Origin of the sequence: Litoribacter populi (assembly GCF_007483685.1) — a bacterium.
In the GTDB taxonomy this organism is placed as follows: domain Bacteria; phylum Bacteroidota; class Bacteroidia; order Cytophagales; family Cyclobacteriaceae; genus Litoribacter; species Litoribacter populi.
Genome location: NZ_VMKN01000001.1, coordinates 2037556 through 2060980, shown reverse-complemented (window position 1 = coordinate 2060980; position 23425 = coordinate 2037556). Strand labels below are relative to the sequence as shown.

Annotated in this window: 18 protein-coding genes; 7 read left to right on the top strand and 11 right to left on the bottom strand. The window is 41.4% G+C overall.

The features are described 5' to 3' along the window. Nucleotides 1–102: 102 nt before the first annotated feature. A complete protein-coding gene (locus FPL27_RS09025) occupies nt 103–792 on the bottom strand; it encodes a hypothetical protein (protein WP_143960783.1) in 690 nt (229 codons plus the stop codon). A 233-nt stretch (nt 793–1025) separates the two neighbouring features. Between FPL27_RS09025 and FPL27_RS09020 the strand changes: the two genes are divergently transcribed. Together FPL27_RS09020 and FPL27_RS09015 are read left to right on the top strand one after the other, a co-directional pair. After that, complete coding sequence (locus FPL27_RS09020) at nt 1026–1922, top strand: class I SAM-dependent methyltransferase (RefSeq protein WP_143960782.1); 897 nt, start codon at nt 1026–1028, stop codon at nt 1920–1922. 150 nt (nt 1923–2072) lie between these two features. Further along, complete coding sequence (locus tag FPL27_RS09015; RefSeq protein ID WP_143960781.1) at nt 2073–3251, top strand: aspartate aminotransferase family protein; 1179 nt, start codon at nt 2073–2075, stop codon at nt 3249–3251. 85 nt (nt 3252–3336) lie between these two features. Here FPL27_RS09015 and dnaB read toward each other — a convergent pair whose 3' ends face one another. Continuing rightward, nucleotides 3337–4911 (bottom strand): replicative DNA helicase, encoded by a 1575-nt coding sequence (gene dnaB / locus FPL27_RS09010; RefSeq protein ID WP_143960780.1) that lies wholly within the window; start codon nt 4909–4911, stop codon nt 3337–3339. A 351-nt stretch (nt 4912–5262) separates the two neighbouring features. On the opposite strand from dnaB, the gene FPL27_RS09005 reads away from it, so the two are divergent. Next, entirely contained in the window at nt 5263–6630 is a 1368-nt protein-coding gene (locus tag FPL27_RS09005; protein ID WP_143960779.1) for a UDP-N-acetylmuramate--L-alanine ligase, read from the top strand. Then, on the top strand, nt 6630–7433 hold the full coding sequence (locus FPL27_RS09000) for a 3'-5' exonuclease (protein WP_143960778.1): 804 nt from the start codon (nt 6630–6632) through the stop codon (nt 7431–7433). The genes FPL27_RS09005 and FPL27_RS09000 overlap by 1 nt, the downstream gene beginning before the upstream one ends. A 77-nt stretch (nt 7434–7510) precedes the next feature. Here the strand turns inward: FPL27_RS09000 and FPL27_RS08995 are convergent, their stop codons facing one another. Further along, nucleotides 7511–8317 carry a M48 family metallopeptidase gene (locus tag FPL27_RS08995; RefSeq protein ID WP_143960777.1) on the bottom strand — a complete coding sequence of 269 codons (807 nt, stop codon included), beginning with the start codon at nt 8315–8317 and terminating at the stop codon, nt 7511–7513. A 143-nt stretch (nt 8318–8460) separates the two neighbouring features. Between FPL27_RS08995 and FPL27_RS08990 the strand changes: the two genes are divergently transcribed. Next, entirely contained in the window at nt 8461–9261 is an 801-nt protein-coding gene (locus FPL27_RS08990; RefSeq protein WP_143960776.1) for an FkbM family methyltransferase, read from the top strand. Here FPL27_RS08990 and FPL27_RS08985 read toward each other — a convergent pair. The 3 genes from FPL27_RS08985 to FPL27_RS08975 all read right to left on the bottom strand — a co-directional run bounded on the left by FPL27_RS08985 (nt 9239) and on the right by FPL27_RS08975 (nt 13182). Further along, the gene (locus FPL27_RS08985; RefSeq protein ID WP_143960775.1) at nt 9239–10144 is read right to left on the bottom strand and encodes a glycosyltransferase; all 906 of its coding nucleotides are present in this window, start codon (nt 10142–10144) and stop codon (nt 9239–9241) included. The two genes, FPL27_RS08990 and FPL27_RS08985, sit on opposite strands and share 23 nt — an antisense overlap. 48 nt (nt 10145–10192) lie before the next feature. Further along, nucleotides 10193–11200, bottom strand: coding sequence for a glycosyltransferase family 2 protein (locus tag FPL27_RS08980; protein WP_143960774.1), 1008 nt, complete (start codon nt 11198–11200; stop codon nt 10193–10195). Between the two features lie 161 nt (nt 11201–11361). Next, a complete protein-coding gene (locus tag FPL27_RS08975) occupies nt 11362–13182 on the bottom strand; it encodes an ABC transporter ATP-binding protein (RefSeq protein ID WP_143960773.1) in 1821 nt (606 codons plus the stop codon). 176 nt (nt 13183–13358) lie between these two features. Between FPL27_RS08975 and FPL27_RS08970 the strand changes: the two genes are divergently transcribed. Both FPL27_RS08970 and FPL27_RS08965 read left to right on the top strand, forming a co-directional pair. Next, nucleotides 13359–14024 (top strand): DUF3291 domain-containing protein, encoded by a 666-nt coding sequence (locus FPL27_RS08970; RefSeq protein WP_143960772.1) that lies wholly within the window; start codon nt 13359–13361, stop codon nt 14022–14024. After that, complete coding sequence (locus FPL27_RS08965; protein WP_235893404.1) at nt 14024–14926, top strand: glutamate--tRNA ligase family protein; 903 nt, start codon at nt 14024–14026, stop codon at nt 14924–14926. Before FPL27_RS08970 ends, FPL27_RS08965 begins: the two co-directional genes overlap by 1 nt. A 412-nt stretch (nt 14927–15338) precedes the next feature. Here the strand turns inward: FPL27_RS08965 and FPL27_RS08960 are convergent, their stop codons facing one another. The 5 genes from FPL27_RS08960 to fbaA form a co-directional block, all read right to left on the bottom strand. Continuing rightward, on the bottom strand, nt 15339–16817 hold the full coding sequence (locus FPL27_RS08960) for a S10 family peptidase (RefSeq protein ID WP_143960771.1): 1479 nt from the start codon (nt 16815–16817) through the stop codon (nt 15339–15341). 123 nt (nt 16818–16940) lie between these two features. Continuing rightward, on the bottom strand, nt 16941–18074 hold the full coding sequence (locus FPL27_RS08955; RefSeq protein ID WP_143960770.1) for a DUF4221 family protein: 1134 nt from the start codon (nt 18072–18074) through the stop codon (nt 16941–16943). Between the two features lie 291 nt (nt 18075–18365). After that, on the bottom strand, nt 18366–20279 hold the full coding sequence (locus tag FPL27_RS08950; RefSeq protein WP_143960769.1) for a polysaccharide biosynthesis protein: 1914 nt from the start codon (nt 20277–20279) through the stop codon (nt 18366–18368). A 251-nt stretch (nt 20280–20530) separates the two neighbouring features. Beyond that, nucleotides 20531–22096 carry an alpha-amylase family glycosyl hydrolase gene (locus FPL27_RS08945; RefSeq protein WP_143960768.1) on the bottom strand — a complete coding sequence of 522 codons (1566 nt, stop codon included), beginning with the start codon at nt 22094–22096 and terminating at the stop codon, nt 20531–20533. Between the two features lie 83 nt (nt 22097–22179). Continuing rightward, nucleotides 22180–23241 carry a class II fructose-bisphosphate aldolase gene (gene fbaA / locus FPL27_RS08940; protein ID WP_143960767.1) on the bottom strand — a complete coding sequence of 354 codons (1062 nt, stop codon included), beginning with the start codon at nt 23239–23241 and terminating at the stop codon, nt 22180–22182. Nucleotides 23242–23425: the final 184 nt, after the last annotated feature.

Sequence of the window (23425 nt, the reverse complement as noted above, 5' to 3'; positions counted from 1 at the left end):
TAAATAAGAACTCCCGAACCTAATAAGCCTCGGGAGTTCTTTTTTTTCTTTGGTCTCCCGTGTTCCGTTTTCAAATATCGGTCATCCGACATCCTACATCGGTCACCCACCTAATTCTTTCGACTTCAAATACACCTGCCTCATATCAGCCGGATTCCCAAAATCCAGTTTACTGTCCTTCATATAGCTTCGCAAAGTTTTCCAGTGATCGGAAGATATTGTTTTTAGGCCAGAAGACCCTTTTTTCACTTCATGTTCTTGGCCGTCCTTTACTATAAAATACTTTATCACATCCTGAAAAACATCATAGGCATTGATGGAATATGCTTCAACTTGAGCGGGTAAAAACCTTTTTTCATGATAGGCCACTAGCTTTTCATCTTCCTTCTCATACAGCACCTCTCCTATCATGTAGATATCTTTGATCTTTAAGTAACGGAAAATCCTATCCCCATCTTCTAATACCACCTTATCCAGTTTTCTGTTATCCATTACAATAGTCTTATTACTCTTCCCTTCCCCATCAGGCAACTCCTCACCAATAAACACCTGTGCTTTTTTAGGGTAAATGTTGAGACTGACATTTTGGTAGTTTTTCCCATCCGTCATTATAATATCTCCCTTTACCATCTCTTCAAAAACAAAAGGAGTACCCTTCACCCCTTTGGACTTGGATGTCTTACCATACTCTGTGACAAAAAGATATTCATTTTCATTTACATCCGCTCTTTCCTGGGCAAAAATTGAAAAATAGACTGAAAGGCAAAAAATCAATAAGACAACTCTTTTCATAACCGTATAAAGTTTATACTTATAAATTTAACCTTTTCGCATAAGAATAACAATGTATTCTCTTCCTCTTTTGATTTCATTTTTATTCACACAAACTTATTTGCTGCACCAGTACAAAATAGAAAGTATCACTTTTTTTTGGGTCGGCTCCTTCTGTGACTCTGAGTCCTCTGTGGTTAAAGGAGTATTTGACATTGGCAGGTTGTTTATAATAATATCCCTATTTTTGCACCATGAAAGAAACCATCTTATCCCTGAGTCCGCAGAATTGGAAGGACTATGAACTGATTGACAGTGGAGCCTTTGAAAAGTTAGAACGCTTTGGCCCATATATCATAAGCCGCCCTGAACCACAGGCCATCTGGGACAGAAGCATGGACGAGAAGGAATGGAGGGAGAAGGCACATGCGCATTTCGCAAAAGAGAAAAGCAACCCCGAAAAGGGTCAATGGAAAGAATTCCAGAAGATCCCCCACAAGTGGCAGATAACATACGACAACCCGTCGGGCATGAAATTGACCCTGAATCTGGCCATGACCTCATTCAAGCATATCGGCTTGTTTCCAGAACAGGCAGTCAATTGGGACTACATTGACGAAACTATCGCGAAAATGCCGGTGGAAACACCAAAAGTACTAAACCTATTTGCCTATACAGGAGCCGCATCCGTAGCAGCCAAAGCCGCCGGTGCAGATGTAACCCATTTGGACTCGGTGAAGCAGGTGGTCACCTGGTCCCGGCACAACATGGAGTCCTCAGACCAAGAGGGAATCCGTTGGGTAGTAGACGATGCCATGAAGTTTGTTAAAAGAGAAATCAGAAGAGGTAACAAATACCACGGAATCATCCTTGACCCTCCAGCCTACGGTCGTGGTCCAAATGGGGAGAAATGGGTGTTGGAAGAGGAGATTAACGAATTGCTTAAACTTTGCTCGGAGATCCTAGAGCCCGAGCACCATTTCTTGATTTTGAACATGTATTCCCTAAGTTTCTCCAGCATAATCGCAGCAAATTTGGTCCGCTCGAACTTTGGGGAAGTAGAAAATGCCGAACACGGTGAGCTGTATTTAGAAGACAATTTTCAGAAAAAGCTTCCATTGGGAATTTTCTTTAGGTTTAGGAAATTGTAGTACGGAGGGAAAAATAAAGTGAACCGCAGAGGCACTGAGGGCGCAGAGAAATAAATGAAGACTGCCAAGGTCAATATCCTTACTCTCTACGCCCTCCGGCCCTCTGTGTTTTTTTTTCGGAAGCTCGTCATTTTAATAAATAAATCAACTATGCACAACAGACAACTATTCCTTTCCCATTTAGCTCAGACTACCGATTTTCCATTGATGATCGAGATAGAAAAAGCGGAAGGAATATATATGTATGGCCCCAATGGGGAAAGGTATATAGACCTGATTTCAGGCATTGGAGTTAGTAACGTAGGTCATAGACACCCAAAAGTCCTTCAGGCAATGAAGGATCAGATGGACAAATACTTACACCTGATGGTTTATGGGGAATACATTCAAACTCCACAAACCAAACTTGCCGAGGCTCTTGCTAATACCCTTCCCGCCGAATTGGATAATGTGTATTTGGTCAATAGCGGAAGTGAAGCGGTGGAAGGTGCACTCAAGCTTGCCAAGCGTTATTCAAATCGAAGAGAAATTATTTCCTGTGTGAATGCCTACCATGGTTCTTCCCACGGCTCTCTCTCTGTGGGAGGGAATGAAATCTTTAAAAGGGCTTATCGACCCTTGCTCCCTGGTATCTCGCACATCCATTTTGGCAAAGAAGACGATTTAAAAAACATCACTACGGATACCGCAGCCGTCATTATGGAAACGGTTCAAGGTGAAGCAGGAATCAGGGTAGCTAGCGAATCCTATTTTAAGGCCCTGCGGAAAAGATGTGATGAGACCGGAACCTTGCTGATATTGGATGAGATTCAGGCAGGTTTTGGCCGAACGGGGAAGTTCTGGGCATTTGAGCATTATGGAATTCAACCCGACATATTGGTTTGTGCCAAAGGAATGGGCGGTGGAATGCCTATCGGAGCTTTTATCTCAAGCAAGGAAATTATGGGGCACTTCAAAAATGATCCCCTACTAGGCCACATCACCACCTTTGGAGGCCATCCAGTAAGTGCAGCCGCATCTTTGGCGACAATCAATATTCTAAAAGAGGAAAATATCATCGAACAAGTGGAAATGAAAGCCGACTTATTCAAAAAATTGCTCGTCCATCCCAAGATCAGGGAAGTTAGAAATAAAGGCTTGATGATGTGTGTGGCATTTGAATCATTTGAAGAACTCAAACCGATTATAGATAGAGCTATAGAGATGGGTGTGGTCACCGACTGGTTTCTATTCTGCGATGACTCCATGCGCCTCGCCCCTCCCCTCGTGATTACGGAAGACGAAATTAGGGAAGCCTGCACAAAAATCTTAAAAGCTATCGAAAGCTGAAAGTAACACTACTTATTAAACCCTTAAACTTCCGAAATTAGACAATGCGCAGCTATTGTCTAATTTCGGAAGTTAACTTTTAAGCCTAAAAAGGAGCATCATCCTTACTTCCAAATCCTCCAGGGAATGGCTCATCATTGTTGTTGGCTTTACTTTGATGCCTGATCATACCACCATCGTCAAAACCTTGTCCACTAGAGGCGCTTGGGAATTTATGGCCATACATGGCATCCTGTGGCTGATAAGGAGCATTGAGTTCCAGGTCACAAAACTTGGTGTATTTACCAATAAACCTCAACTTAACATTTTCCAGCGAGCCGTTTCTGTGCTTAGCGATGATAACTTCACCCACGCCGGCAGTGGTGTTTCCCTCTTCATCTTCGGTGATACCGTAGTATTCAGGTCGATAAAGGAACATTACCATATCAGCATCCTGCTCGATGGCTCCTGATTCCCTCAAATCCGAAAGCTGGGGTCTCTTGTCTCCTCCTCTTGTTTCTACTGAACGTGACAACTGGGAAAGTGCAATTACAGGAACCTCAAGTTCTTTGGCGATCATTTTCAAAGCACGGGAAATACTTGCAATTTCCTGCTCACGGTTACCTCCTCCTTTACTGTCACCAGACATCAGCTGAAGGTAGTCGACTACGATCATCTGTATGTCACTTTGTGCCTTCAATCTTCTACACTTGGCCCGAAGTTCCAAAATGGAAAGTGCTGGGGTATCATCCACAAATAAAGGAGCGGAGGAAAGTTTGCTAGTTTTATGGATAAGCTGCTCCCACTCGTAGTCAGCAAGGTTACCCTTCTTGATTTTTTCAGAGTCAAGTTCTGCCTCAGAAGAAATGAGACGGTTGACGAGCTGTACGGAGGACATCTCCAGGGAGAAAATTGCAACCGGTCTGTTGTGGTCTACCGCGGCGTTACGCAGGGTAGAAAGTACGAAGGCTGTCTTACCCATGGCAGGTCGGGCGGCTATAATCACAAGGTCAGATTTCTGCCAACCAGAGGTCACGCGGTCGAGTGCTGTAAACCCACTTGGCACCCCGGTAAGCCCATCTTTCTGGCCTTTTTTGCCTTCCAGTTCAGTAATGGCCAATCTCATGATTGAGCGCATATCCGAATAGTTTTTTCTAATATTTCTTTCGGAAATCTCAAAAAGTGAGGATTCCATTTTGTCCAAGAGTTCAAACACGTCGGTGGTCTCTTCGTAAGCTTCCTTTTGGATGTCAGAGGAGATCCGGATCATGTCCCGCTTCATGGCTTGTTCGGTGATAATCCTGGCGTGGTATTCGATGTTGGCAGCAGAGGAAACCTTGGAGGTCAGCTCGGTGATATGATAGGCTCCACCGGCAATTTCAAGTTTACCGTTTTTCCTCAGCTGATTGGTGACTGTCAGAAGGTCAATAGGCTCACTACCGTTGAAAAGGTCCAGTATGGCCTGGTAAATAACTTTATGGGAGTCTTTATAAAAACTGTCGGGGCTCAGGATATCCACCACCGTCGTGAGGGCATCCTTTTCCAACATCAATGCACCCAGCACCGCCTCCTCCAACTCGGGGGCCTGGGGTGGCAACTTGCCTACTCCAATATTCTGCTTTAAGGAATTACCTCTCCTGGAAGGACTCCAATCTTTACCTGCGGGTTTGTTCTCTGCCATAGAAACAAATGTAGGACGTTTAATCCAGAGTTAATAAACAATTTATGCACTAGGTTATCAACAGAGGAAAACGAAAATTTTATAAACTTCTCATAATGAATAGGGTAAAAAATTAAACATAAAAACCACTACAACCACAATAACCAAGCATCTCAAAAATATTTTTAAAAGTGATGAATTAGAGGAGGGAGCAGTTAGATTCAAAATGGAACTCCCTATCCCACACACCACTAGTTTATAAATGCTTATAATCGGATAAGCCCAATTAGTCCATATTATTTCAAACAAAGCCTTTAAACACAAATAGGTTATCCATGAATTTCTTATTTTTGAACTTCTTAACTTTACCCTATGTCCAAAAAATATCATTTTATCGCCATTGGAGGCAGTGTGATGCATAATCTGGCTCTTTCAATGGTTGCGAAGGGCTACGAGGTTAGTGGATCAGATGATGAGATCTACGAACCTTCCCGCACCCGACTCGATAACGCCGGAATCCTCCCCGCAGAAAAAGGCTGGTTTCCAGAAAAAATCCATCCAGGTCTTGACGGTATCATTCTCGGCATGCACGCCCGAGAGGAAAATCCAGAACTGCAGGCAGCACTTGAGCTTGGCATCCCTATATTTTCCTTTCCAGAATTCATCTTTGAGCAAAGTAGGGAGAAAAAACGCATCGTAATCTCAGGAAGCCATGGCAAAACCACCATCACTTCCATGATCCTTCATGTGCTCAAATACCATGGATTAAATTTTGACTACCTGGTCGGAGCACAGATTGAAGGTTTTGATCTAATGGTCAAACTATCCGATGCACCCATTATCATCATCGAAGGGGATGAATACCTCACCTCCCCTATGGACAGGCGGCCAAAGTTCTTCCATTACCATCATGACATCCTGCTCATGAGCGGCATTGCCTGGGACCATTACAATGTATTCCCCACTTTTGACAACTACCTACAGCAATTCAAGACTTTGGTTGAAATGACTCCCGATGAAGGGAAGTTTATCTATTGTGAGAGGGATCCTGAGGTCAAAAAGCTAGGCGAAGCCAATTTTGGTAAATACCAAAAAACTTCATACGAAGCCCACCCATACGACATTGTAGAAGGCATCACCTACCTGAAAACCTCGGAAAGAAATATTCCGATTGCCGTTTTTGGGGAGCATAATCTTCAAAACCTTCAAGGTGCCATGGAAGTTTGTCAAGCAATTGGGGTAAGCGCCCCGGCTTTTTATGACGCCATTCAGCACTTTAAAGGTGCGGCGAAAAGACAGGAAATCTTGGCCAAGGCAGAAGACAGAATCTTTTTCCGAGATTTCGCCCATGCTCCCTCCAAGTTAAAAGCTACTGTAGAAGCTGTCAAATCACAGTTTCCCAACAGAAAATTGATAGCCGTTCAGGAGCTCCATACTTATAGCTCCCTGAACAAGGATTTTCTTGCCAATTATGCCCATACTTTTGATGCAGCCGACGAGGCCTTGATTTATCTCAACCCAAAAGCAGTAGCTTTAAAAAAACTTGAATTAATGAGTGAGGAAACCCTGCAAGATGGGTTTAAGAGAAAAGACCTCAAACTCTTCACCGTGATGGAAGAGTTGAAAGATTATCTGGAAAGCAAGAGTTTTGACAGCACCAATCTTTTGCTGATGAGTTCCGGCAATTACGATGATATGGAATTGACTTTATTGAAAAACAAATTTAACCAAGCTGAATAATGAATCTTAATCTAAGAACACCTATTGCATTTTTTGACCTAGAGGCCACTGGCACCAATATATCCACCGACCGCATCGTGGAATTCAGCGTGGTTAAAGTTCAGCCTGATGGCACTGAGGAGATCTTGACCAAAAAGGTAAATCCAACCATACCTATACCTAAGGAAGTCTCCCTGATTCACGGGATTTATGATGAAGATGTGAAAGATGCGCCTACCTTCAAGGACGTATCAAAAGAGCTTTACAGGTTTCTGGAAGGTGCCGACTTGGCCGGGTTTAATGTTTTGAAGTATGACATTCCTCTATTAGTTGAGGAATTCCTACGTGCAGGACTGGATTTTGACATTGAAAAAAGAAGTCTACTGGATGCCCAGAAGATTTTCCATATGATGGAAAAAAGAAACCTAACGGCTGCTTACCAATTCTACTGTGGCAAATTGCTAGAAAACGCGCACAGCGCAGAAGCAGATACGATTGCCACCTACGAAATATTCAAAGCCCAAATCGAGAGATATGACGGAAAAGAAGTAGAAGACCTATTGGGTAACAAACTCGGTGTGATTGAAAATGATGTTAAGAAGCTACACGCACTCTTCAATGAAAAAATGGTAGACTTGGCTGGAAGGTTTATATTCAATGACCAAGGTGTAGAGTGCTTCAATTTCGGTAAACACAAGGGTAAACCAATTGAGCAAGTATTGAAAGAAGAACCTGGCTACTACGATTGGATGATGAAAGGGGACTTTCCACTAGATACCAAACGTAAGTTCACACAGGTAAAATTACGAAGCTTCAACAAATGATTTAAAAGCACGAAATACGAAGTACGAAGTACGAGAAGCTGAAACCAACTTCGTACCTCGTACTTCGTACCTCGTACTTATCTCTTATTCTTATTATAGTATTCCATCGCATCAGGCATCATCTTGTTAAGCTGATCGATACGTCTATTTGGTCCTGGGTGTGTCGAAAGAAATTCCGGCGGTCTTTGTCCTCCTCCTGAGGCGGCTTCCATTCTTTGCCAGAATACCGGTGCTTCCCTTGGGTCATAGCCAGCAATGGCCATAAAGGTAAGTCCTAATTCATCAGCCTCAAGTTCTTGGTCACGAGAGAACTTAAGCATCCCCACTTGTCCACCATATCCTACAGCTTGTAGGAAAATAGACTGAGTCATGCTTGGGTTTTGCCCCATAGCAGCTTGAAGCCCTCCCACAAGACCATTAGCCACCAAACCTTGAGACATTCTTTCACGAGCATGGTTAGCTATGGCATGTGCCACCTCATGGCCCATGATCACGGCTACACCCGTCTCATCTTGTGCTATAGGCATAATTCCAGTATAAAATGCCACTTTACCTCCAGGCATTGCCCAGGCATTGATCTGGTCATCTTCAATGAGATGGAATTCCCAAGCAAAGCCTTCAGTTACGTCCTCATATCCTCTTTCGTTGAGATAGGTTTCCACTGCCTTGGCTATCCGGTTTCCGGCATTTTGCACCATTTGACCCTCGGCGGTATTCGTTACCAGGTTGCTCTCTGCCTTTACCTGATCATACTGCTCATAAGACATGGGTAGGATTTCTGAATTGCCGATGATACTCAATTGCCTTCTCCCACTGAGAGGCACTTTAGCGCAACCTTCGATGATGAATGCGACTGCTAAAATAAATATGATTTTCTTGATCATGTTATCAATGTTTGCTTAGGCGAAATTAACCAAAAAAAGTGCCACAAAAAACTGGCTTTAACCTATCAATTTTGTCACTATTTGCTTAGCTGTGCCCATTTATTTGTTTTATATTTAGAACTCATAAAACCATTGACACAAGCATGCGCTTTATTACCCGCCTTTTTAAGAAAAAAACTTCAGCCCTTCCAGATAAAAAAATCATAGAACTCAACAGGTTACGGGATCTTTCTAGTAGCCATAAAGGGTACTCTACCATATTCACCACCCCATTCAGATATCACCATGCCGCAAGCTTTGTCAATACATACATGGAGATATTCCAAGAGGAGATATATAAATTCAGTCCTAAAATAAAAACTGGAGGCACCATCCTAGATTGTGGCGCTAACATGGGTTTGAGTGTGATGTATTTCGCCAAAAACTATCCCAAACATAATATCATCGCTTTCGAGCCCGAAAAAGCTATTTTCGAGGTATTACAGGAGAATGTTGAAAAATTTAAACTTAATAATGTCACCCTTCACCAGCAGGCCGTATGGACAGAAGAAACTGAACTTACCTTCAGCACTGATGGAGGAATGGGCGGAAGAGTAAACAACCTGTACAAATCCAAAAGAAAGCCAGTCGAGAAAGTAAAAACTGTAGAGTTAAAAACTTTGCTTAACAAAGGTGTGGATTTTCTAAAACTGGACATAGAAGGTGCAGAAGTAGAGGTTCTTAAAGCATGCAAGGGGTCACTCTCTAAAGTGCAACACATATTTTTTGAATATCACAACGACATCCATAAGCCCCAGTCCCTTCATGAGTTGCTCGCTTTGATTGTTGAGGAGGGGTTTAGGTATCATATTAAGGAGTCTAGTGCTAGAAGAAGGCCTTTCGTGGATAAAAATCTTATCTGTGAAACTTTTGATATGGCAATTACGGTGTTCTGTTATAGGTAAGACTATAAAAAAGTCTCTTTTTTATGAGGTAAAAATAAAGCTTAAAAAATAGCTTATTTTTCATAAAAGGTGATTTCCTTGCATTATCAAGCATAGTCTTAATCTCGCCAAATGAATAACCCCAATCCAACATTTGCTTTATGGACTTTTTGAATGCACCTTTTTCTGTTTTATAAATTAAATTTTTGGGCACATCTGATAGGTAGAAGGGAAGGCAATGATTCCATTTTTCTTGCACTTTTAAAGTTGCATCTAACCATTTACGGTCAAATCTCCCTTCTGAAAAATGCGTTAAAAGAACATCAAAGGTTACCATTACTTTATACTTCTGGGCAACTGCTAAGGAAAAATCCACATCATAACCATGAAATCCATCAAATGACTCGTCAAATGGAATGTCATTTATAACACTTTTTGTCGTGCAAAACCAAACCCCATCTATACAGATTACTTCATTTAATTTTTTTTTGCTCGGATTGTAGTCCACTAATCTCGCAGGACGATCCTGAAATTTGTATGCCTGACGGATTTTTTGAAATGCTTTTGCAGGATAATTGAGTTCATATAGATACCAACCTGAGGGCGCGAGGGATTTATAAACACTACCAGCAATCCCCACAAGTCCTATAGATTTATTTCTCAGAATTTGGGAAACTTTTTCACCCCAATTCATAGTCTCAAAAAGAACATCCTCATGAACAAAACAAAGGTACTCATATTTGGCCCTTTTCGCACCCTCATTATAAATTGAGGTTATCCCTTTTGGATTTTTGGAATTATCAATTGCTAACAATTCATATTCTACCCCAATAGTTTGAGAAATATTCTGAGAAATTTGGTCTAAATGCTTTTGATTGACCGAGCAAATGATGATGCTAATCATTGACGATTTTTAAGTTATACCCTCTCACTCTCAAGATTCAATTTTGAGCTACAAATGTAAAAATGAGCGAAGTTCTGGCAGAAATTGCTTCTGGGTCAATTTATCCCAAAACAATTTGGTCTTTAAGCCCCATATCTGCTTATAGATAAAAGTATTTTTACTAGCTGCACTCTTTTTCGGAATACAAAGAAAACGATCCCGATTTTTAAAAAGATACATAGCATAGTCTATAGAAATGAAAGATGACATCCTGTTTTCAAACATTTTAGTCAGCTTTTTTACTAATTTACTATCTCTGTTATTTGGATAAGAAGCACACATTTTCAACCAACTCAACTCTTTCTGTAATTTGTTAATATCCCGGTTGGAATGGTACCTTTTATTTCTGTTCTTTTTTCGTAAATTCAATATATCAGTATTACTCTCCGTATGTTGACGATAGTGAACTAAACGCTCATCAATGTATCCGATAGAACCTACATTTGCCGCCACATAAGCTAACCAATGATCATGAAAATATCCTTTTTGAAAAGGAAGTGCATAGTCCAGCAACTCTCTTTTGATTAGCATACTGTGACCTGATACACAATTAAAAAGCAGGAATGGTTCTGGATCGGAACCATGGTAAAGATTGATAATATCGGTCATTCCTTTTTCAAGGTCTTCATCTTTTTCATCAATAAAATGGGAATCATGATACACCAATAAATGATCACCAATCGCAGCCATTTGCTTTTCAATCTTATCAAGGGCCCATAGATCATCCTGATCAGATAATGCAATATAATCTCCGTTGCAAATACCTAATGCCTTTTCGAAATTCTTGACATACCCTAAGTTTTCAGGGTTTTGGATTGCTGTAAAAAAAGTATAATTGGACTCATATTCCTTAAGTATTCCCCAAGTAGTGTCCGTGCTACCATCATCCAGCACCACAATCTCAAGATTTGGGTAGGTCTGATTAACCAAAGTATCCAACTGGCGAGTAAGATACTTGCCTCCATTGTAAGTACATACTGCAATGGATACAAGTGGTTGTGGTTTTTTAATTTGCATGGTTATCCCTTTGGTCCTGAATTAATTAACAATTAAATAATCTATTTAAAGACCAATTATTATACCATTCTCTTAATTAATAATAAAAAATCAATATCAATTAAACAAAATAGAAATATGGCTCTTTGTTATTTCAGCTTTTAAAATGGATTCACCCTAGGTCAGGTGGTAGAAAATTCCTGCATTTCCACCAGTTTTTTATAGACACCTTCATGCAGAATAAGCTCCTGATGAGTACCTTTCTCAGTTATCTTGCCATCCTCCAGCACGACTATCAAATCCGCGTTTTGAATAGTACTAAGCCTATGTGCGATGACCAAAGAAGTTCGGTTACGCATCAGTTTGTTAAGGGCATCCTGTACCAGTTTCTCAGACTCAGTGTCCAATGCGGAGGTGGCCTCATCCAACAGCATGATAGGCGGATTTTTCAATACTGCCCGTGCAATGGATATCCGCTGCTTTTGCCCACCGGAAAGTTTCATACCTCTATCCCCAATATTGGTATCATAACCCTTTTCGGTCTCCAAGATGAAATCATGGGCATTGGCAATTCTGGCCGCAGCCTCGATTTCCTCCTGTGTGGCATCTGGCTTCCCAAAAGCTATATTGCTCCTGATAGAATCGTTGAATAGAATAGATTCCTGGTTGACCACCCCAATCTGGCTTCTAAGCGACTCCATTGTTAATTGAGTGATATCATGTCCATCAATCAGTATCCTTCCTCCCTGTGGCTCTATAAACCTTGGAATCAAATCCATCAAAGTTGACTTACCTCCCCCTGACGGACCAACCAGGGCAACTGTCTTACCTTTCGGTATTTTTAAATTAATATTGTTGAGCACTTTCCTTCCAGGATAATCAAAATCCACATTCTCAAGGCTTAAGGCTTCTTGAAATTCTTTCAATTCTTTGGCATCCTGGGCATCAGTGATCTCAGGCTTCTCGTCAATCAAGGCTAACACCCTCTCCCCCGCTGCTATCCCGGAATGAACTGTACTGAAAGAATCCGTAATGGCCTTTGCAGGACGCATTACTTGAGAAAATATGGCGATGTAGGCGATAAATTCTGATGGACTAAGTTCGGAACGGTTGTCAATTATCAATGAACCTCCATATAGCACAATAATCGCAACCATAGTCACTCCCATGAACTCCGACACAGGTGAAGCTAACTGCTGCCTCTTCACCATTTTACGACTCAAGTTGGAGTACTTTTCATTTTCCCAATTAAACTTGTTCTTAATGTTTTCTGTAGCATTAAAAGCCTTGATGATTTTAATGCCGGAAAGCGCCTCATCCAAATAGCTGATCATCACACCATACAGATGCTGGGCTTCCGAAGCCTGCTTCTTCAGCCTTTTCACAATCCTAGCTATTACAAATCCCGATATTGGAATAATCAAAAGTGAAAAAATGGTTAGCTTGAAGGAAATGGCAAAAAGCATAAAGATATAAGCCAACAACTGTAACGGTTCTTTGAAAATCACCTGCAATGTCCCGGTCACGCTAAACTGAACGACTTGCACATCAGACGCAATTTTAGAAATAATATCACCTTTTCGCTGGTTACTGAAATAGCCGACATGCATATCCATAACGTTGTCAAAAACCTTTTTACGCATGTTCAACAGGGTATGGATCCGTAGATTTTCCATCACCCGTTGGGAAAGGTACCTGAACACGTTGCTGAATAAAACTGAAATGACGATGACCGCACAGACAACCTTCAAGGCACCATAAGGTCCAAACTGTTCATTAGCAAGATGCGCGTAATAGTTGAGGTACCCCACTGGATCGGTCCAGCTTTCGGGCTGTCGGGCCGGAGCGGCATCCTTACTCGCAAAGAGCGTATTCAGCAAAGGGGCCAACAAAGCAAGGTTCAGCGTATTGAAGATTACCCCAAGCAAGGTGAAAATCAGATAGGGAATCGCGAATTTTTCAATCGGCTTGGCAAAGGAAAGTAATCGGAAGTATGTTTTCATTCTATATCTTTACAGGATGTACCTGAGACGTACCTGGTCATTGAAGTCCGCAAAATTACTAAATCTATAACGATTCAGGCTAAGAATCCTTTTGAAAATCGAAAACTAATGCCCCTTTTGTGGGTTTCCCCTTACAACACCCAATAATCACCCCCACTTTGAATGGGCAAAAAGTCATGAGTAAATCCCTGGTATCCTTCAGTTTTTTCAATTTCCCCCTTACCCAAAAATGGTGGGCACTCCGTCAAATGCAGCATTCCGACCTTGAAATTCCCGGTGCAAGCTTTGCCAAGCTTCTGGGAAGTGGCGGTGGGTCTGGTTTTTCCATCAAACCAGATTTCGGAACCTATGTCATTCTGTGTATCTGGGACTCATTTGAAAAAGCAAAAAGCTGGGAACAATCAGCAACCTTCACAACTTTTGCCTCTAAGAGCCACAGCTACCAAACTCACTGGATGTCCTGCCTGCAATCTTATGGTAGCTGGGAAAAAGGCAATCCCTTTCAAGGTTACGAAATGGCCCATTATGAGGACGGGCCTGTTTTTGCCTTAACTCGGGCGAGCATTGATAAAACCAAGTTGCTATCCTTTTGGAGAAATGTCCCCCTGACGACCAAGGCACTTTATAATTCGCCTGGATTGATATTCGCAAAGGGAATTGGACAGTTCCCTCTAGTGGAACAGGCCACTTTTTCTCAATGGAAAGACTTGGACAGCATGAAGAATTTCGCCTATCAATCAGACCACAAACAGGTGCTCAAAATGGCCAACAATGAGGGCTGGTTTAAGGAAGATCTCTTCGCTAGGTTTGTACCCGTAGATCTCAATAATTTTTTAACTTAGTGAAAAAGTATAAGCACTTCATGAAGTTTTCCACGACAAGACTTGCTCCTACCCCCAGTGGCTACCTGCATATCGGAAATGTGGTCAATTTTCTGACCACAGCTGCTCTTGCAAGGAAGATGGATGCCAAGATTTTGCTGCGGATTGATGACCTTGACCTATCTAGAAAACGTCCGGAGTATGTCAAGGACATTTTTAACACCTTAACTTTTCTAGGAATACCCTATGATGAAGGACCAGCTGACCCTTTGGATTTCGAGCAGAACTGGTCCCAACATAGAAGATTGGAAATGTATCAGGAGGCTTTTGAATCTTTGAAAATAAATAATCTGGTTTTTGCCTGCCAATGTAGCAGAAAGCAGGTCTCGCTGGCCAGTAAAAATGGGCGATACCCTGGAACTTGCCGAAATAAATCGCTGGATAACAATAGAGTATGCAACTGGAGATTTAGGATTGAAGCTTTTACTTCAACTAAAGTGAATCCTATCGCTGGGACAGTAGAAAGTTTACAGCTTTCCAAAAGGATGCAAGATTTTGTAGTTTGGAAAAAAGACGGTTTGCCAGCCTATCAATTAGCTTCTTTGATGGACGACCTTCACTTTGACGTGGACCTGATTGTGCGGGGCAAAGACCTTTCGAGGTCCACTGCAGCTCAGTTGCTCTTAGCTAAAGCATTGAAGAGGCCATCCTTTTTGAATGCCCACTTCCATCATCATTCTCTCATCCTTACCCCTGAAAATAAAAAACTTTCCAAATCTGCCGGAAGTATTTCTATTCATTACATGCGTAGCATAGGATTGGAGCCAGAGGATGTTTATCGGCAGGTTTCTGTGTTGATGGGTTTGGAAAAGGTGGTGACTAATTTTGGAGAGTTTCTGGAAGTGTATTCTTTTAGAAAGTAGTAATCCAGAGGCTCGAGAAACCCACGATATGGCGACAATTGATCAACTACGGCTGATTTCAGAGTCTAATTTTCGGGAAATTCGGTAAGGATACTTAACTGATATAGGGAGGAGTCTGCAAAGGCATTACGCTTATTTAAAAAGTACAATGAAATCTTAGATTTTAGCGAAATACTAACGAACCCATGGGACACCTATGGGACATCCATTGAACATCTATGGATGACCCTAGGGATAAGGTTAACACTTGGTTGGGATATATAAGGGTTGTCTTTGGGAAGTAACAAGTTGATTAACGCGAAGTCGGAGAAATGCACAACTTAAGGAAAAGACCTTCCAGGTTAAAAAAAACCTGAAAGGTCATATTTGCTTTAAGTATCTTGATCCTTCATTTCCTAAAGCCCCGTCTTCTCTAATACCTAGCTGGCGCTCCTTTTTCTGGGGTGGCTTGTAGGATAAACTGGCGGATGTCCTCGTTGGAGGTCTCTAGATCTTCGGCACGCAGGTACATCATGTGACCGCTACGATATCCTTTCCAGTCCATTCTATCCTTTAGCTTACCACTTGGATCCATCTGCCAAAGATTATACTTAGCATTGAAATAATCCGTACCGCCATCATAATAACCAGATTGCACAAGCAAGTGCAGGTATGGGTTTTGCGCCATGGCTGATCTCAGGTTCTCCCCTGTTCTATCTCCGCTTCTATCCCAAGGATGCACAGGGCCAAAAAGATTATAGGTAAGGTCGGTTTCGAACTTCAGAACATTTCTTACATAATGATTCATCGCCGGAGCAAATGCATGATTCCAAGCCGTAAGTGCGGGATCATGATCAGGACGGTCTCCTGTACCCTGACGGTCAATTCCTCTATATCGGCTATCCAATCTCCCAATTGTCAACCCCTCTTCTCTTTTCAATTCTTTCCAGAAGAAATTGGTAGGAACAGCCAGGTTATGTTCTAATATTACCTTTTCACTTAAGCCTGAATAATGAGACATCTTTTTGGCAAGCTCTCTTTTGCGCTCTTCTTCCAAGTAGCCACCTTTCACCATTGCTGGAATTAGTTCGTTTATGGTAAACTCCTCCACTTCTGGCAGGAAGTCATCTAGATCTTGATTTTGAAGATCCGCATCCAGGGCTTCGTGGTACCAAGCTGTGGCAGCATAGTATGGCAGGTAGTTGGCTGCTGCTACTGGACCACTTCTATCTATACCTAATCCTGTTGGCGATACCAAAATCACACCGTTGAAGAACATCCAGTGAGAGTTTTGAAGACGGTTGACCATACCGGCAACACGAGTGGTACCATAACTTTCGCCGATAAGGTACTTCGGGGAGGCCCATCTGTTCTGTCTGGTTACAAAAGTGTTAACCCAGTCGGATAGGTACTCGATGTCAGCATTCACACCGAAAAACTTCTTTCTGTCAGTTTCTTTGTCAACTATACGAGAATAACCAGTATTTACTGGATCTACATATACGATGTCGGCCACATCCAAGATAGAGTGAGGATTAGAGCGGGTACCGTATGGCTGAGTGGGGTTGCCTTCATCATCCATATTGAGAAGCACTGGGCCTGTATAGGCAATGTGCATCCAGATGGAAGCAGATCCAGGTCCACCGTTGAAGGAAATCACCAATGGTCGGGTGGCTTTGTCTGAAACATCGGTCCTCTCATAATAGGTATAAAACAAAGAAGCTATTGGCTTGCCGTCTTCGTTCCAAACAGGCTGGGTACCTGCGGTGGCAGAATAGGGAACCCGCTGGCCTTTGATAGTAATCTCATGGTTGGTGGTATTGGCCGACTCCACCTCGATCTGTCTTTCTTGTGCAAGACTGACAAATTGGACTGAAATCAGCAAACTCAGAATCAGTATAGTTTTTTTCATTTGGGTAAGGATTTGTTTACAAAAAAACCTATCCAGTATCACCGGATAGGTTCCTAATATAAAACATTATGGACAAACTATATCTGAACTTTCTATGAATACCTTTTTTGCCTGATAAACGGATCAGTCTCTAAATGACTTATTCACGTCCAATACCAAAAAATGGACCTCTTTCGGATTTTTCTGCTGGCAGATCTGAAGCAACAGCCCCTCTTTGATTACTGTTAGCTTCATGTGGTCCAAAGGTTCCGTTCCAGGCACTTTGATTTCAGAAAGCAAGTTATAATTCTTATCAATAACCTGTATGGAGAAAGGCCTTCTGGCTAAGCTGTTGCCATTGTCATGATGGTGAGCGACGGTCCTGTAGAATAGTTGACGGTTTTCATCATAGTAAATATTATGATAGAAACCGTTGGGGTTGCTATATTGAATGACGTTTCCAAACTGGTCTTTTTGTGGACGAATTTTGTTATCATTCAGGAATGGGCTTTCCGCTCTACTAGATTTAGCTTTATTATTCTTGAATTTATAAGCTTTTAGCTCAGGGTCTTTCAGGTATGAAATCACCAAGCGCTCTTCTTCTTTGAGTTTAAGAGCGGCAAACTCATATTTTGGGCTAGGCAGATTGCTGGATTTATAGGTGGATTTGGGGTATCCTGCAAATTCTTTTTCTACTTCACCGTTTTCCAGATCATACACCACCATGGCTGGTTTTCCCTTTAGAGTAAATTTCCCATTCTTCTTGTAGGTATGCATGATAGGCAGATAAGCTTTTTGATCCATCACGGCAAAATTGCTCAAATAGTCAGAAATACTGAGAGCATATTCCTCTCCATCCAATTCCTGAGTCACCAGCCAATGTTCCACCATTTTGCCAGAACTGTCGAGCTGTACTAGGTTACCTTTTTGGCTAAGCAGATAAATCTCATTTGGGCTTTCGATGTCAAAAGATGCTGCCGCAAAGCCTGGCAATCCATCTACCACCGGAGCGTTTATGCTTTTAGTATGGGCTTTGGTCCAAAGGTCGAAGATTTCAAAACCTCCTTTTTTACAATCAAAAACATAGAGAAAATCTGCTCCTTTATGATTGGTGACCATTTTCATTCGATACGCTTCAGGAAAATTATCATGGTTTAACACCAAGGTATCACTGATAATATCATAAAAATCGATCACCGGAGTATGCCTTTGCCCCTTTAGTTCGTGAGCGAAAAGGAAGCAGCAATAAAAAGCTAAAAAGGCAACTAAACGAAACATATCCTATTATTAATGTAAAAAAATTTTACCAAATACAAAATCAATAATATAGGATACAATTATTATACCATGACAAATATTAAAGAGTTGAAATATTTATTTTTTTAATGGAAATACTACTATTTCTTCACTCATTCAGTTTAAAAATCAAAAAAATTAACTCAAATACGAAATTCATCCCACTAAAAAATCCTCTAATTACTCTGATTATCTGAGTCTTACATTTCTTGTTCAGACAAAAAAGCCTCCCAAAAAATGTTGGGAGGCCGTAGTGGTTAAACTGAGGTAATTTTATTGTTTGAGCTCCATTTTATCCAAAAAGCTAAATCTTGAGGCATTGCTTATATATTCAGGCACGATATTTTTCATGTGGCTTACCAATGCGATATCTGAATTTTTGTGCAGAAGTACTTTGAATGCCTCTACTTTATTTACAATTGATTCAAAATTCACCTTTTTGACCTTGGCGATCATAATTTTGGGATGGTGGGTTTCAACTACCTTTTCGGAGGTAGTTAAAAGCTCCTCAAAAAGTTTTTCCCCTTGCCGTAGACCTGAAAATTCAATTCCAACATCCTTCCAAAGCTTCTTGCCACTCAACTGAATCATTCTCTTGGCCAGATCTAAAATTTTAATCGGTTCTCCCATATCAAAGACGAATACCTCCCCTCCATTACCCATCACACCTGCCTCAATCACCAGCTGACATGCTTCCGGGATGGTCATAAAGTATCTTGTAATGTCCGGATGGGTCACTGTAACAGGCCCCCCATTTTGAATCTGGCTTTTGAAAAGCGGAATCACAGATCCGTTGGAGCCCAGAACATTTCCAAAACGGGTGGTTACAAAGCGGGTTTTTCTTGAATCATTGGTTTCGGCAATGGCATCATTCAATGCCTGAACGTACATTTCAGCTATTCTTTTGGAAGCCCCCATTACGTTAGTGGGATTCACAGCTTTATCTGTGCTTACCATCACAAATTTTTCAACATGGTTGAGTACGGCCAAGTCGGCAATAGTCCGGGTCCCAAGAATGTTAGATTTTATGGCTTCCTCAGGAAACTCCTCCATCATAGGCACATGCTTGTAAGCTGCCGCATGATAGATAATCTGAGGTCTATACTTACTCATGATCCTCGCCATAGTTTTCCTTTTCCTAATGTCGGCTAGCAATGGCACTAATTCAATTTCAAGTCCCTGTGAATTAACTTCCGTGTGAAGGGAGTAAAGTGGTGATTCGGCCTGGTCTACCAACAATACCTGCTTTGGATTGTATATTTTTAGTTGTCTGACAAGTTCACTTCCTATTGACCCAGCAGCACCGGTAACCATGATCACCTTGCCTTCAATATCTTGCTTCACATGCTCATTGTCAAGACCTATCTCTTCTCTAGATAACAAATCTTCAATCTTGACCTCCCTGATTCCGCTGGAACCCAGAGTACCATTAATCCATTCTTTTACCGGAGGGATGATGGTAGCGTGAATATTGAGTCTCAAACATTCATCGATTATCTGTCTCCTTCGATTGGGGGAAAGATCCTGGACAGAAATTACCAATTCCCGGATTTTATATTTGGTTGCAACCGAGGCAAGAATTTCAAGACCCAAATAAATCTTGGCCCCAGAAAGTACTTTTCCCGCTTTGTGGGGATCATCATCAAGAAAAGCTACAACCCTTTTCTTTACTTGGTTATCATTGGCATACACTTCCTGCGCTAGAACACCAGCCTCCCCTGCTCCAAAAACTGCCACGGGTATAATATCCTTCTTACTGTGTTTGATGAAGCCAAAGAGCTCCTTGATAATCATTCTATAAAACAACAATGTCATCAAAGCCACACCTGAAGCTATCATCAAAACAGCTGAGGACAATATCCACTCATATCCAAGTACATGTACCGCTAAAAAATTGCTTACTGTTGCCAATACCGCAGTGATTAGGATCATTTTTGCCAAAATAACTCCGTCCCTTAAGCTGGTATGCCGGATTATTCCCAAATAACTTTTGCTTAAACCCATAGCAACCCAACCACAGCAGAGGAAGAGCAACAAACCATCAGCAAGAGAATAGGTCTTAAAAGCAGTAAAATCAAAATTGTAGCGTAAGGCAAATCCAATAACAACTGCATAAACCAGAATTAAACTATCAAAAAGTGCTATTGTCCATCTCGGTAAAATACTCACTCGGTTTAAAAATTTCATAGACACGGTGGTTGTATAAAAAATACTTGTTTTTGTATTTCAAATATAAATAAAAAGATTTCATAAAAGTAAGGTTTTAGGCTAAAAATTAGAGAGTTATGCAATTTTTTTCACCAACCTGCGAATGTTATTATTTAAACAATAACCCATAATATACTTATTATCAACACTTTATAACAAATGGTTTATAAAAAATTTATACAAAAAAAAACCCCACCCGAAGGTGAGGTTTACCACTGATTATCAAAAGTTTACTTAATCACAAGCGAGCTATAAGCTCCCATTTTGACCTTTCCATTATCATCCATTTTGCTATCACCATGGCGGTATACTATTTCAAAATCTCCGCTATTTAGCTCGAACTCCACATCTGACTCACCTATGTTATGGAAGACTTTGTAAATCTGTCTGTCATAATGTCTTTCGTAAGCCATCACAGCAGAATCAAACTCATCCTCCATCAATTCCAACGAGCCCAAGGTCAAAACCTCATCATTAGCGCGTAGAGAGGTGACTTCCTTGTAAAAGTTAAACTTACTTGAAGGGTCTTCCTTTTGTATGGCCAAAGGCGTAACGGTTTCATCGGTGCTGAATTTGGGTTCAATCCAGGTTGCGCGTCCGGAATCATTCTCCTTGGCATCCCAAAGGAATGGCTCCCGGATAAGCTCATCAGGCTTTTCACCCAACATTCCAATCTCCTCACCATAATATAAATACGGAGCCCCAGGCATGGTCATCAAAATCGCGATAGCTTGCCTAGCCTTTTCCTCGTTACCCTTTAGGCTGCTCAGTAATCGTGGTTGGTCATGGTTTGAAGAGAATGTAGCATCAATAAAGTCATCGGTGATTTCATTGTAGAAGTCAAGGATCTCCTTTTGTCTTTCGGCCAAAAGCATTCCCTCCTCTTTTTCAAAGGACTCCAAGAGTGTGTAATGAAAATCAAAATTAAACAACGCGGGCAATCCCGGTAAATAAGGGGCTACCACTTCCTTCATATCATAAACCTCACCTACTAAGTAGACGTCTGATTTGATCTTCTCCATTTCTTCCCTGAATTCCACCCAAAAGGCATGGTTGTCTTCGGGTCGGTCATCAGGATAAATATGTTTCGCGGCGTCAAGTCTGAATCCATCAACGCCCATTTCTTCCAGCCAAAAGCGACCGATTTCATAGATCTCTTTCCTTACTTCTGGATTGTCAAAATTCAGATCAGGCATATTGCCAGTGAAAAAGCCATAGTAAAACTCATCCCCTTGTCCTGGATCGTGCCACTGACGAATGTTGTCGCTGTCCAGAGTGGTTTTCTTCTTGTTAATATGATCAGCAATGGTATCCTTACCTGCCCAAACATAGTAGTCCCTATATGGATTTTCAGGGCCTTTTTTAGCTTCCAAAAACCATGGATGCTCGCTGCTTGTATGGTTGATGATCATGTCGATCACTATTCGGATATCCTTTTCATGAGCTTCCTCGATCAATTTTTTGAAGTCCTCTAAAGTCCCGTAGTCAGGGTGGATGTCCTTATAGTCGGTCACATCATACTTGTGATAACTTGGAGAAGGCATAATGGGCATAAACCAAATAGCGTTGGCATTTAAGTCTTTTACGTGGTCCAAATTTTTGGTAACTCCATTAATGTCGCCAATACCGTCACCATCTGTGTCGTAAAAGGACTGTACAAAAATCTCATAGGTAATGCCAGCATGGGGCCAATGGTCTTTTTTACCAACATTCTCAGAAACCACATCTGGGGAAGGTGCACAACCAGCGGTCCAGATCAGGAGAGGTAAAATGAATAAAGAATAGAGTTTACGCATAGGTTTGATTGTTAAAAATATAGTCCACAATCCAGATCAAATTGACCTGGATTGTGGACTATAAATTAATGGAATATATAGTGTTAATTTCTGTCAATACAGTTAAGCATATCAAAAGCCTGCTCGAGTCTTTTTACAAAATTTTCCTCGCCTTTTCTTAACCATGCTCTTGGATCATAGAATTTTTTGTTTGGCTTATCGTCTCCGTCAGGATTACCCAACTGGGTTTGCAGATAGTTTTCATTGGTATGATAGTATTTCAACACACCTTCCCAGAATGCCCATTGCATATCAGTATCAATGTTCATTTTGATCGAACCGTAGCTATTTGCTTCACGGATCTCCTCAACTGATGAACCGGAACCACCATGGAATACAAAGCTTACAGGCTTGCCTGTGGTGCCAAATTTCTCATTGATGAAGTCTTGGCTGTTTTTAAGGATTATCGGCTTAAGGCTGACGTTTCCAGGCTTATAAACCCCGTGAACATTTCCAAAGGCCGCAGCTACTGTAAAGGCATCCCCCACTTTTTTAAGTTCCTCATATGCATGGGCTACCTCTTCAGGCTGAGTGTAAAGCTTGGAGCTGTCTATGTCGGTATTATCTACGCCATCTTCCTCTCCCCCAGTCACGCCGAGTTCGATTTCAATGCCCATTTCGATTTTGACAAACTCTTTGAAGTATTTTACAGAAGTCTCGATGTTTTCCTCTAAAGGCTCTTCGGAAAGATCCAGCATGTGTGAGCTGAAAAGTGGCTTCTTGAAAGCATCATAATAAGCTTTACCTTCATTCAGCATCCCGTCGATCCATGGAAGGAGCTTTTTGGCAGCATGGTCTGTATGAAGCACTACGGGCACACCATAGGCCTCGGCCATTCTGTGTACGTGCATGGCACCTGAAACCGCTCCAGCCACGGATGCCTGCTGCTGATCGTTTGGAAGACCTTTACCAGCGAAAAACTGTGCACCACCATTGGAGAATTGAATCATTACCGGAGAATTCACCTTCTTGGCTGTTTCTAATACTGCGTTCACTGTGCTTGTATTGATCACGTTGACTGCAGGCATGGCAAATTCACTTTCCTTGGCATATGCCAAAAGGTCTTGAAGTTCTTGGCCGTATTTTACTCCTGGTTTAAATTTCATAGGTCTTGTTTAGTTTAAAAGTTAAATTTCTTCAAATCCCTTTTGGCCGGCAAGCCTAAGGGAGGGTTATTCAAAGATAAAAACAAGGAGTTTAAAATCACTGAAAACAAGAATTTATTTGAAAAATGTCCCTATTAAAGGCAATTATAAAATTTGATGACCAAAACCGGAACATTATGGTCTA

Bases quoted from the DNA above. Each gene is read 5' to 3' on its own strand.
- FPL27_RS09025 (WP_143960783.1), bottom strand. From the start codon at position 792: ATGAAAAGAGTTGTCTTATTGATTTTTTGCCTTTCAGTCTATTTTTCA.
- FPL27_RS09020 (WP_143960782.1), top strand. From the start codon at position 1,026: ATGAAAGAAACCATCTTATCCCTGAGTCCGCAGAATTGGAAGGACTAT.
- FPL27_RS09015 (WP_143960781.1), top strand. From the start codon at position 2,073: ATGCACAACAGACAACTATTCCTTTCCCATTTAGCTCAGACTACCGAT.
- dnaB (WP_143960780.1), bottom strand. From the start codon at position 4,911: ATGGCAGAGAACAAACCCGCAGGTAAAGATTGGAGTCCTTCCAGGAGA.
- FPL27_RS09005 (WP_143960779.1), top strand. From the start codon at position 5,263: ATGTCCAAAAAATATCATTTTATCGCCATTGGAGGCAGTGTGATGCAT.
- FPL27_RS09000 (WP_143960778.1), top strand. From the start codon at position 6,630: ATGAATCTTAATCTAAGAACACCTATTGCATTTTTTGACCTAGAGGCC.
- FPL27_RS08995 (WP_143960777.1), bottom strand. From the start codon at position 8,317: ATGATCAAGAAAATCATATTTATTTTAGCAGTCGCATTCATCATCGAA.
- FPL27_RS08990 (WP_143960776.1), top strand. From the start codon at position 8,461: ATGCGCTTTATTACCCGCCTTTTTAAGAAAAAAACTTCAGCCCTTCCA.
- FPL27_RS08985 (WP_143960775.1), bottom strand. From the start codon at position 10,144: ATGATTAGCATCATCATTTGCTCGGTCAATCAAAAGCATTTAGACCAA.
- FPL27_RS08980 (WP_143960774.1), bottom strand. From the start codon at position 11,200: ATGCAAATTAAAAAACCACAACCACTTGTATCCATTGCAGTATGTACT.
- FPL27_RS08975 (WP_143960773.1), bottom strand. From the start codon at position 13,182: ATGAAAACATACTTCCGATTACTTTCCTTTGCCAAGCCGATTGAAAAA.
- FPL27_RS08970 (WP_143960772.1), top strand. From the start codon at position 13,359: ATGAGTAAATCCCTGGTATCCTTCAGTTTTTTCAATTTCCCCCTTACC.
- FPL27_RS08960 (WP_143960771.1), bottom strand. From the start codon at position 16,817: ATGAAAAAAACTATACTGATTCTGAGTTTGCTGATTTCAGTCCAATTT.
- FPL27_RS08955 (WP_143960770.1), bottom strand. From the start codon at position 18,074: ATGTTTCGTTTAGTTGCCTTTTTAGCTTTTTATTGCTGCTTCCTTTTC.
- FPL27_RS08950 (WP_143960769.1), bottom strand. From the start codon at position 20,279: ATGAAATTTTTAAACCGAGTGAGTATTTTACCGAGATGGACAATAGCA.
- FPL27_RS08945 (WP_143960768.1), bottom strand. From the start codon at position 22,096: ATGCGTAAACTCTATTCTTTATTCATTTTACCTCTCCTGATCTGGACC.
- fbaA (WP_143960767.1), bottom strand. From the start codon at position 23,241: ATGAAATTTAAACCAGGAGTAAAATACGGCCAAGAACTTCAAGACCTT.